Here is a 9,843-nt window from a genome sequence, read left to right on the forward strand (position 1 = left end):
CCCCGCCCTATTTCTGCGTCTTGACGATCTGCAGCGCGCTGGCAATGAGCCCGCTCATCTCGCCCAAATTCGCCGGCACGATGATCGAATTGTTGGTCTTCGCCAGCTTGCTGAAGGCATCCACATAATGCTCGGCCACCCGTAAATTCATCGCATCCTCGCCGCCCGGCTCGCGAATGGCCGCGCCCACCTGGCGCAGCGCCGTGGCGCTTGCTTCAGCCAGGGCGACGATCGCGCTGGCCTCGCCCTGCGCGCGGTTGATCGAGGCCTGGCGCTCGCCCTCGGAGCGCGCGATCGAGGCTTCCCGTTCACCGCTGGCGATGTTGATCTGTTCCTGGCGCCGGCCTTCGGAGGCGGCGATCAGCGCGCGCTTTTCGCGCTCGGCGGTGATCTGGCGCTGCATCGAGTGCAGGATCTCGGCCGGCGGCGTCAGGTCCTTGATCTCGTAGCGCAGTACTTTTACCCCCCAGTTCGCGGCCGACTCGTCGATTGCATTCACGATCGTGGTGTTGATGTGGTCGCGCTCTTCGAATGTCTTGTCCAGTTCCATCTTGCCGATCACCGAACGCAGCGTGGTTTGCGCCAGCTGGGTGATGGCCTGGACATAGTTCGAGGCGCCGTAGGACGCGCGCATGGCGTCGGTCACCTGGTAATACAGGATGCCGTCGACCTGCAGCTGGGTATTATCCCTGGTGATGCAGACCTGCGGCGGCACGTCGAGCGGGATTTCCTTCAGGACGTGTTTATAGGCGATGCGGTCGATAAAGGGAATCACGATGTTCAGTCCGGGCGCGAGTGTCGCATGGTATTTGCCGAGACGCTCGACGACCCAGGCGTGCTGCTGCGGTACGACATTGATCGTCTTGAAGACGAACACCATCGCAATGATGAAGATAACCAGCGCAACGATTTCGAACGAAAATTCCATGGGCTTTTAATAATTTTTATTTTGAACAATTAATATCGCGAGTCTAGCGCGTTTTGGCGTAGAGTCAATCCATTCACCATGGCGTTTTTTTCCCGCATGCCCGGCACAGCCGATGCAGATCAATCGTGCACCGTTAGCCGCTACGCATAATCGCCAGGATTCACCCATCATTCACCTTCCCGAGGTTCACAATGCGCAGCCAGATGAGCGAAGAGATCACGTTCCGCAAGCTCGAGGTGCTGATCGCTTTCATGGAAGGCGGTAGCCTGAACAGCGCGGCGGAACTGCTCGGCATCAGCGTCGTCAGCGTGCACCGCGCCCTGCATTCGCTGGAAGAAGGCCTGGCCTGCCAGCTGTTCGGCCACAAGGGCCGCAACCTGATCCCGCTTGACGCAGCGCGCGTGTTGGCCGAGGTTAGCCGCGAGGTCATCAAGTCAATGGGCGACGGCATCGCCGCCACGCGCAAGGTGGCCGGCTACGCAGCGAGCCACCTGAAGATCGGCTCGCTGTATTCGCTCACCAACAGCACGGCGCCCGACATCCTCTTCGACATCAAGCTGCGCCGGCCCGAACTGCAGACCGAACTGGTGCTCGGCTCGAACGCCGACCTGCTCCACAAGCTCAGGCACAACCTGATCGACGCCGCCCTGATGGCCGTGCCCGAGCTTGACCCCGAGATCGAATCGATCGCGCTTTTCGATGACGAGATCTATTTCGCCGCGCCCAGCGGCTCGCCCTACGCCAACGAGACGGCGATCGATCTGCGCGCCTGCGCCGGAGAAAAATACGTCAGCCTGTCCGAAGGCTTCGCCACCTACCACGGCTTCGTCGAGGCGTTTCGGGTCGCGGGCTTCGCGCCTGCGGTAGTCATGCGGGTGAGCGACATCTTCTCGCTGATGAACCTGGTCAGCGCGGGCCTGGGCTACACGCTTTTGCCGGGACGCGTGCGGGACGTCTTCGGCGGCAAACTCCAGCTGATTCCCCTGAAACCCGAGTACCGCATGCAGCAAACCATCGGAGTCAGTTTCCTGCGGGTGCGCGAGCGCGATCCGAACCTGCTGGCCCTGGCGGCGTCCTGCCGCATGCTGCGCCACAGCAAAATCGTCGCCGGCGCCGGCCTCGCCGCCTGACGTTTCCGCCCAGCGTAAACGTTCAGCCGCCCGCGCTAATTGTTCGCGGAGAGATTCGGCGCTACCTTAGCCTTGTATTGTCAGGACCACAAAACCGGCGCGCATGACGCGTCACCGAGTCCCCCCGTTCAAGGCGAAACGCATGTCCTCTCACATGATGTCGATTTACGTCCTGGTTGCGATGTTCGTGCTCGCCACCGTCCTGCCCATCAACATGGGCGTGATCGCCTTTGTCGGCGCCTTCCTCGTCGGCACCCTGGTCGCCGGCATGGAAACGAAGGCGATCATGGGCGGGTTCCCTGCCGAGCTCTTCCTTACCCTGGTCGGCATCACCTACCTGTTCGCGCAGGCGCAAAACAACGGCACCATCGACTGGCTGGTGCGCCTGGCCTTGAAGGCAGTGCGCGGGCAGGTTGCGGCCATTCCCTGGGTCATGTTCTTCATTACCGCGCTGCTGACGGCGGTCGGCGCCGTCAGCCCGGCGGCTGTCGCCATCATCGCGCCGATCGCACTCGGCTTTGCCGCCAAGTACGGCATCAACCCGCTGATGATGGGCCTGATGGTGGTCCACGGCGCCCAGGGTGGCGGCTTCTCGCCGATCAGCATCTACGGCGGCATCACCAACAAGATCGTGCAAAAGGCGGGCCTGCCGTTGTCGGAGCTCACCACCGCTTTTGTCAGCCTGGGCGTCAACTTCGCCGTCGCCCTGCTGCTGTTCATCATGTTCGGCGGCCTGGCCCTGATGCGCCAGCGCCAGGGCGGGCCGTCGCCGAGCGGCGTCGAAACCACACCGTTCAATACGCAGGTGGCAATGCCGGCGTCGGGCCCGCAAATTTTCGACGAGGCCGAAGGCGAGGCAATGACCGAGGAGCGCCTGACCATGAAGCGCTCGCCCGATGCGCTCAATGCCAGCCCGGCAACAGGCACAGCCGGCGCAAGCGCCGCTGCGGCGCTCCAGCCGGGCGCCGACCATGCGGGCGCCACCATGCAGCAGATCGTCACCGTCACCGGCCTGATCGCGCTCGCCGTGCTGACCCTGGTCTACAAGCTCGACATCGGCTTTGTCGCCATCACAATCGGCCTGATCCTGTCGATCCTCGCGCCGAACGTGCAGAAACGCGCCATCACCCAGGTCTCGTGGCCGGAAATCATGCTCATCGTCGGGGTCAGCACCTATGTCGGCGTGATGCAAAAAATGGGCACGATCACGTTTGTCGGCGACAGCGTTGCCACACTCACCTCGCCTCTCGTCGCCGCCCTGCTGCTGTGCTTTGTCGGCGCTGTGGTATCGGCCTTCGCCTCCTCGACTGCCGTGCTCGGCTCCTTGATCCCGCTTGCCGTTCCCTTCCTGCAATCGGGCACCGGGGTCGACCCGATCGGCTTCATCGCGGCCATGGCGGTTTCCTCGACCATCGTCGACGTCAGCCCGTTCTCGACCAACGGCGCGCTGGTGCTGGCCAATGTCCAGGGCGTGGACCGCGACAAGTTCCTGCGCCAGCTGATGATCTACGGCGGCATCGTCACCCTGGTGGCGCCAGTCGTGGTCTGGTTCCTGTTCATCGTCCTGTAAAGTAACGATCATGGAGAACATGACAATGGGTCGTCCCGGCGCCGCGCGCAACTGGAACCGCCAGGGGGAAAACCGCGCCGCGCGCCTCGCACGGGCACAGGAGGCGCTGGGAAACCGGCTGGCGGGCAAGATCCTGGGGCACGAGCACATCGCCGAACTGCTGCATCAGGTGATCGAACCGGGCGACCGGGTCTGCCTCGAAGGAAACAACCAGAAACAGGCCGATTTTCTCGCCAAGTCGCTGGCCAGACTCGACCCGGCACGCGTCCACGACCTGCACCTGCTGCTGTCGGTGCTGTCCCTGCCTGAACACCTCGATGTGTTCGAGAACGGCATCGGGTCGCGCCTCGACTTTTCGTTCTCCGGCCCGCAGGCGGCGCGCCTGGCACGCCTGGCCGGTGCCGGCAAGCTCAATATTGGCGCGATCCACACCTACCTCGAGCTGTTCGGCCGCTATTTCGTCGACCTGACGCCGCGCATCGCGCTGGTGGCGGCCGAAGCCGCGGACCGCCACGGCAACCTGTACACCGGGCCGAACACCGAGGACACCCCGGCGATCGCCGAAGCCACCGCCTTCAAGGGCGGCATCGTGATCGCCCAGGTCAACCAGATCGTCGATACCCTGCCACGGGTCGACATCCCGGCCGACTGGGTCGGCTTCGTGGTGCAGTCGCCGCAACCCTATTACATCGAGCCATTGTTCACGCGCGACCCGGCGCAGATATCGGAAATCCAGGTCTTGATGGCGATGATGGCAATCAAGGGCATCTATGCCGAATACGAAGTCCAGCGCCTGAACCACGGCATCGGCTTCGACACCGCGGCGATCGAACTGCTGCTGCCGACCTACGGGCTCGAACTCGGCCTGAAGGGCAGGATCGCCACCCATTGGGCCTTGAATCCCCATCCGGCCCTGATTCCCGCGATCGAGGCCGGCTTCGTCGAATCGGTGCACTCGTTCGGCTCGGAGCTGGGCATGGAGAACTACATCCGCGCCCGTCCCGACGTGTTTTTTGTCGGCCCCGACGGCTCGATGCGGAGCAACCGCGCCTTCTGCCAGGCCGCCGGCCATTACGCCTGCGACATGTTCATCGGCTCGACGCTGCAGATCGATTTGCAAGGCAATTCCTCGACCGCAACGCTGGGACGCATCTCCGGCTTCGGCGGCGCACCGAACATGGGCAGCGACGCACGCGGCCGGCGTCATGCGAGTCCCGCCTGGCTGAAAGCGGGCCGCCAGGCACGCGAAGGCCGCGCCACGATTCCGCGCGGCCAGAAGCTGGTGGTGCAGATGGTGGAAACCTTCCGCGAACACATGGCGCCCGCCTTTGTCGAGACACTCGATGCCTGGCAACTGGGCGAACAGACCGGCATGGCGATTCCGCCGGTAATGATCTACGGCGACGACGTGACTCACATTCTGACCGAGGAAGGCATCGCCAACCTGCTGCTGTGCCGCACTGACGAGGAACGCGAACAGGCGATCCGCGCCGTGGCCGGGTACACGCCGGTCGGCATGGGGCGCGACAAGCGCATGGTGGAAAACCTGCGCGACCGCGGCATCGTCCAGCGGCCCGAAGACCTCGGCATCGACAAGCGCCGCGCCACGCGCGACCTGCTGGCGGCCAAGAACATGAAGGACCTCGTGCGGGCGTCGGGCGGCCTGTACGACCCGCCGAAACGCTTTCGCAACTGGTAAGGACGCAGTGAGAACCCACTATGGAAACCCTCAATTTTCGGTTTGAAAACGGACGCCGCCCCTTGTCTGCGACGCCCCAACTGGTTGGCGTCGTCAGTTCCGGCAACCTCGAAGTGCTGATCGAACCGCTGCCATTGAACGGCGCCTGCGAGATCGAGATCCGCACCGCCGCCAATGGTTTCGGTGCCACCTGGCAGGCAGTCATGACCGACTTCCACGAGCGCTGGCAGTTACAGGACACGCGCATCTGCATCAACGACATGGGCGCAACCCCGGCCGTGGTCAGCCTGCGCCTGGACCAGGCGGCCGAGACCATGACCGGGGGCCTGCCATGAGCAGCTACCTCGAATGCAACGCCCGCGAACGCATTGCGCGCCTGTTCGATCCGGGCAGTTTTGAAGAATTCCTGCCGCCGGCGGCGCGGGTCGTCAGCCCGCACCTGGCCCAGCTCGACGCGCCGGTGTCCTTCGACGACGGCGTGATCGTCGGCCGCGCGCAGCTGGGTGGCAAGTCGGTGTTCGGCGCGGCCCAGGAAGGCGGCTTCATGGGCGGCGCGGTCGGCGAGGTGCACGGCGCCAAGCTGGTCGGCATGCTCGAGCGCGCGGTGCTTGAAAACGCGCACGCGGTGCTGCTGCTGCTCGAATCGGGCGGGGTGCGGCTGCATGAAGCCAATGCCGGCCTGATCGCGGTATCGGAAGTCATGCGCGCGATCCTCGGCGTGCGCGCGGCCGGCATTCCGGTGGTGGTCCTGATCGGCGGCTCGAACGGCTGCTTTGGCGGCATGGGTATCGCCGCGCGTTGCGCGAATGCCATCGTCATGTCGGAAGAAGGCCGGCTCGCGATGTCGGGACCGGAAGTGATCGAGACCGCGCATGGCGTCGAGGAATTCGATTCGCGCGACCGTGCGCTGGTCTGGCGCACCACCGGCGGCAAGCACCGCTACCTGCTGGGCGACTGCCAGGTGCTCGTCGCCGACAGGGTCGACGCCTTCCGCCTTGCGGCGCTGGACGCGATCGCCGCCGCACAGGGGCACGCCGCGCTCACGCTGGCCGACCTGCAGGCCGAACACCTGATGCTGTCCACCCGCCTGCGCGACTTTGGCGCTGCAGCCGAGCCCCTGCGGATCTGGGAAGCGCTGGGCATCCCCGACGCCGCCATGATTCCCATGCTCGACGCCGGTGAATTTACCGACCTCGCGCAGCCCTACCGCAAAGGAGCCAATTGATGGACTGGCAATCATTGGCCTCCCGGCTTTTCCCGCAAGGGCACACCGTTCACGAGCACGAGCAATTGCTCCTTGGCACCGGGACCGTCGAAGGCGAAACGGTTGCGGTCCTCGGCACGACCGGCCATGCGCCGATCGGCATCGAAATCGCACTTGCCCAGGCAACCGCCGTGCTCGCCACCGTCCGCGAACATCCCGGACGGACCATCCTGATCCTGGTCGACACCCAGGGCCAGCGCCTGCGCCACCGCGACGAAATGCTGGGCATTAACAGCTACATGGCCCATCTCGGCAAATGCATCGACTTCGCGCGCCGCCAGGGCCACAAGGTCATCGGCCTGGTGTACGACCAGGCCTTGTCCGGCGGTTTTATTACGAGCGGCCTGATGGCGGATGCCTGCTTCGCCCTGCCCGACGCGACCATCCGCGTGATGGGCCTGCCCGCGATGGCGCGCATCACCAAGGTGCCGGAAGAAAGGTTGACCGAACTGGCCAAGGTCGATCCGGTCTTCGCCCCCGGTGCCGGCAACTACCTGCGCATGGGTGGCCTGCAGGCGATCTGGGAAGACGATTTCGCCGCCAGACTGGTGGCGGCGATTCGCGACGCCGACCCGGTCGACCGCCGGCGCGCGCTCGGATTCGAGCGCGGCGGACGCAAACTGGCGCAGCCGGTCGCGCAGGCGGTCAGTTCGGGGGCACATGTTCTCCCGACATGAGCTGGTCTGGCTGTCGGCGCGCGGCTGGGAACGCGCCTGTGCAGCGGCGCCGCCCGCTTCGCGCGCGGCCATTGCCTGCTGGGGCGCCGCGGGCTGGCCGGCGGTCGTCACGCGCAGGCCAGCCAGTCTCGAAGCTGGCCAGGTGGCGCTCGGCATCGCGCTGCCGCCGCGCCCTGATGGCAGCAAGCCGCGCATCGGCGTCCACGCCGATGCCGCCGATATCGTGCGCACGCACGCCCCGATGAGGCTGGGCCACGCCATTCCGACGGCCCCAGGCCCCTGGCGCACGGCACTGGCATCGCTCGACGACGAGGCGGGCCGCGCGGGCCTGGCACTACGCGTCTATGGCTCACTGGCCTTCCAGGCACTGACGGGACAGCCTTACGTCAGCGCCACTTCCGACATCGACCTGCTGCTGCATCCGGCCACGCCGGCCGAGTACCAGCGCGCGCTGGCACTGCTGGCGCGCCACACGCAGGCACTGCCGCTGGACGGCGAGCTCGCCTTCGCCGGTGGGTACGCCGTGGCATGGAAGGAGCTGGCGGCCTGCCCCCACGGCCAGGCGCGCGTGCTGGCAAAATCGCTGCACGGCGTCTCGCTCGTGACAATCGACGCCTTGCTTGCAGCCTCCAGCGAGGACGCGCCATGCACGAGCTGATCGACAGCGCGCCCGACGCGCAGCTCGCGCCCCATACGCGCCACGTCTGGCGGGGCACCCTCCCCGGAACCGCTCCCGCCAAGGGCAAGCAAACCCATCCCCCACTGCCGCGCGGGCACGACCGCCGGTTTTGCGCGCGCATCGCCAGGCTCGCCGTGCGCAGCCTGTATGCGGAATTGACGCTGTACCCGAAGCCGGGCCTGGTATCCCCCGTCGACAACGGCAGCCACCAGGACATGACGGCGGACACCTTCATGCGCAGCCTGTTCGCCCTGCGCCACTATTTTGCGCGGATCACTCTGGCCGGCTTGCAGGGCGCGCCCTTCTCGCAACTGGCCGCGCTCGGGGTGGAGGCCGAAGGGCAGATGCTGCGCGCCACAGGCGGCGTGAATACCCACCGCGGCGCGATTTTTGGCCTGGGGCTGCTGTGCGCCTCGCTCGGCGCCTGCCATGCCATGGGCGCAGGCGCCTGCGCGGCCACCCTGCGCGCCGTGCTGGTGTCGCGCTGGGGTCCCGCTCTTGGCGCCCATGCGCGCCTGACGACGGCCGATTCGCACGGAACCCAGGTCGCGGCGCGCTACGCGGTGGGCGGCGCGCGCCAGGAAGCGGCGCTCGGCATGCCCGCGGTGTTCGACATCGCGCTTCCCGTATTGCGCCAGGCCCTTGGGGCGGGACGCGGCATGCGCCGCGCGCGCATCGACGCGCTCTTTGCGCTGATGGCGCACATCAGCGACACCAATGTCTACCACCGCGGCGGCAGCGCGGGCGCAGCGACGGTACGGCAGCACGCGCTCGACTTCCTGGCCGCGGGCGGCACGGCGGCGCCGGACTGGGAAGCACGTGCGCAGCGCTGCCACACCGTGTTCGTGGCCGAGCGGCTCTCTCCGGGAGGCGCCGCGGACTTGCTCGCTTGCGCTTGCCTGGTCGACGCGGCCACCGGCGGCACCGCCTGGCGATGACGGGCCGCCTTGCCCTGCTCTGCCCCGGCCAGGGCGCTCAAGGGCGCGCCATGTTCGACATGGCGCGCACCGATCCCGGAGCCGGCGCGCTGCTCGATACAATGATCGCGCGCGCCGGGTTCGACGCGCCGCTTGACGACGTGCTGGCAGACGATGCGCTGCTGTTTTCGAACCGCTACGCCCAGCCGTTGGTCGTAGCGGCCACGCTGGCGAACTGGAAGGCGCTTGAAACCGCCCTGCCCGCGCCGGCACTCGTTGCCGGCTACAGCATCGGCGAAGTCGCCGCCTACGCGGTCGCGGGCGCGCTGCTGCCCGCCGAGGCCGTAGCGCTGGCGCGCATGCGTGCCGACCTGATGGATGCCTGCCTGCGCACGACACCGCGCCAGGCATTGCTCTCCGTGTCCGGCCTTGCCGTCGCCGCCGTAGAAGCGCTGCTGCGCGGGCACGATTTCCATATCGCGATCGTGACCGGCGAAGACAGTGTGATCGTGGGTGGCAGCGCCGACGGTGCCGACGGCCTGACGCGCGCGCTCGCCGCGCTAGGGGCACGCGCCGGGTTGCTGCCCGTCGAAGTCGCCTCGCACACGCCCTTCATGGGCGGCGCCGTCGCGCCGCTCGCGGCTGAACTACGCGGGCGGCTCGTGACCGATCCACGTGTTCCGGTGTTGTCCGGAATCTCGGGCGAACCCATCAGCGGGCGCGGCAAGGCGATCGAGCACCTGTCGCGCCAGGTCGCCGAACCGATCCTGTGGCGCGACTGCATGGATGCGCTGGTGGAAGCCGGCATCACTGTGGCGCTCGAGCTCGGTCCAGGCGTCGGCCTGTCGCGCATGCTGCAGGCCCGCCACCCTCAGATTGCCACGCGCTCGGTCGCCGACTTCCGCTCGTTGGGCGGCGTGGCGGCCTGGCTGGCGCGGCATGTCGAATAAGCTATTCACCCATCCCATACCTGATATTG

Annotated in this window: 10 protein-coding genes; 9 read left to right on the forward strand and 1 reads right to left on the reverse strand. The window is 66.6% G+C overall.

All coding sequences use genetic code 11. From position 1 onward, the window contains the following. Positions 1-7: 7 nt before the first annotated feature. Positions 8-928, reverse strand: coding sequence for an SPFH domain-containing protein (locus ACHAC9_RS02965; protein WP_435756968.1), 921 nt, complete (start codon positions 926-928; stop codon positions 8-10). Between the two features lie 191 nt (positions 929-1,119). Between ACHAC9_RS02965 and ACHAC9_RS02970 the strand changes: the two genes are divergently transcribed. The 9 genes from ACHAC9_RS02970 to ACHAC9_RS03010 all read left to right on the forward strand — a co-directional run bounded on the left by ACHAC9_RS02970 (position 1,120) and on the right by ACHAC9_RS03010 (position 9,814). Then, positions 1,120-2,058, forward strand: coding sequence for a LysR family transcriptional regulator (locus ACHAC9_RS02970; protein WP_435756970.1), 939 nt, complete (start codon positions 1,120-1,122; stop codon positions 2,056-2,058). A gap of 142 nt (positions 2,059-2,200) precedes the next feature. After that, complete coding sequence (locus ACHAC9_RS02975) at positions 2,201-3,628, forward strand: SLC13 family permease (RefSeq protein ID WP_435756972.1); 1,428 nt, start codon at positions 2,201-2,203, stop codon at positions 3,626-3,628. Between the two features lie 19 nt (positions 3,629-3,647). Continuing rightward, positions 3,648-5,327, forward strand: coding sequence for a malonate decarboxylase subunit alpha (mdcA, locus tag ACHAC9_RS02980; protein WP_435757239.1), 1,680 nt, complete (start codon positions 3,648-3,650; stop codon positions 5,325-5,327). 20 nt (positions 5,328-5,347) lie between these two features. Next, positions 5,348-5,662 (forward strand): malonate decarboxylase acyl carrier protein, encoded by a 315-nt coding sequence (gene mdcC / locus ACHAC9_RS02985; protein ID WP_435756974.1) that lies wholly within the window; start codon positions 5,348-5,350, stop codon positions 5,660-5,662. Beyond that, positions 5,659-6,552 (forward strand): biotin-independent malonate decarboxylase subunit beta, encoded by an 894-nt coding sequence (locus tag ACHAC9_RS02990; RefSeq protein ID WP_435756976.1) that lies wholly within the window; start codon positions 5,659-5,661, stop codon positions 6,550-6,552. Before mdcC ends, ACHAC9_RS02990 begins: the two co-directional genes overlap by 4 nt. Beyond that, positions 6,552-7,268, forward strand: a complete 717-nt coding sequence (gene mdcE / locus ACHAC9_RS02995) for a biotin-independent malonate decarboxylase subunit gamma (protein WP_435756978.1) — start codon at positions 6,552-6,554, stop codon at positions 7,266-7,268. The genes ACHAC9_RS02990 and mdcE overlap by 1 nt, the downstream gene beginning before the upstream one ends. Then, positions 7,252-7,926: a malonate decarboxylase holo-[acyl-carrier-protein] synthase gene (mdcG, locus tag ACHAC9_RS03000; RefSeq protein ID WP_435756980.1), complete on the forward strand. Its 675-nt coding sequence runs from the start codon at positions 7,252-7,254 to the stop codon at positions 7,924-7,926. The genes mdcE and mdcG overlap by 17 nt, the downstream gene beginning before the upstream one ends. After that, complete coding sequence (gene mdcB / locus ACHAC9_RS03005; protein ID WP_435756982.1) at positions 7,914-8,885, forward strand: triphosphoribosyl-dephospho-CoA synthase MdcB; 972 nt, start codon at positions 7,914-7,916, stop codon at positions 8,883-8,885. The genes mdcG and mdcB overlap by 13 nt, the downstream gene beginning before the upstream one ends. Further along, positions 8,882-9,814, forward strand: coding sequence for an ACP S-malonyltransferase (locus tag ACHAC9_RS03010; protein ID WP_435756984.1), 933 nt, complete (start codon positions 8,882-8,884; stop codon positions 9,812-9,814). Before mdcB ends, ACHAC9_RS03010 begins: the two co-directional genes overlap by 4 nt. The last annotated feature ends 29 nt before the right edge of the window (positions 9,815-9,843 follow it).

This window comes from Massilia sp. CMS3.1 (genome assembly GCF_051262535.1).
Taxonomy (GTDB): Bacteria; Pseudomonadota; Gammaproteobacteria; order Burkholderiales; family Burkholderiaceae_D; genus Telluria.

What these genes read in the sequence shown, in the direction of transcription:
- ACHAC9_RS02965 (WP_435756968.1), bottom strand. Translation starts at nt 928, where the DNA reads ATGGAATTTTCGTTCGAAATCGTTGCGCTGGTTATCTTCATCATTGCG.
- ACHAC9_RS02970 (WP_435756970.1), top strand. Translation starts at nt 1,120, where the DNA reads ATGCGCAGCCAGATGAGCGAAGAGATCACGTTCCGCAAGCTCGAGGTG.
- ACHAC9_RS02975 (WP_435756972.1), top strand. Translation starts at nt 2,201, where the DNA reads ATGTCCTCTCACATGATGTCGATTTACGTCCTGGTTGCGATGTTCGTG.
- mdcA (WP_435757239.1), top strand. Translation starts at nt 3,648, where the DNA reads ATGACAATGGGTCGTCCCGGCGCCGCGCGCAACTGGAACCGCCAGGGG.
- mdcC (WP_435756974.1), top strand. Translation starts at nt 5,348, where the DNA reads ATGGAAACCCTCAATTTTCGGTTTGAAAACGGACGCCGCCCCTTGTCT.
- ACHAC9_RS02990 (WP_435756976.1), top strand. Translation starts at nt 5,659, where the DNA reads ATGAGCAGCTACCTCGAATGCAACGCCCGCGAACGCATTGCGCGCCTG.
- mdcE (WP_435756978.1), top strand. Translation starts at nt 6,552, where the DNA reads ATGGACTGGCAATCATTGGCCTCCCGGCTTTTCCCGCAAGGGCACACC.
- mdcG (WP_435756980.1), top strand. Translation starts at nt 7,252, where the DNA reads ATGTTCTCCCGACATGAGCTGGTCTGGCTGTCGGCGCGCGGCTGGGAA.
- mdcB (WP_435756982.1), top strand. Translation starts at nt 7,914, where the DNA reads ATGCACGAGCTGATCGACAGCGCGCCCGACGCGCAGCTCGCGCCCCAT.
- ACHAC9_RS03010 (WP_435756984.1), top strand. Translation starts at nt 8,882, where the DNA reads ATGACGGGCCGCCTTGCCCTGCTCTGCCCCGGCCAGGGCGCTCAAGGG.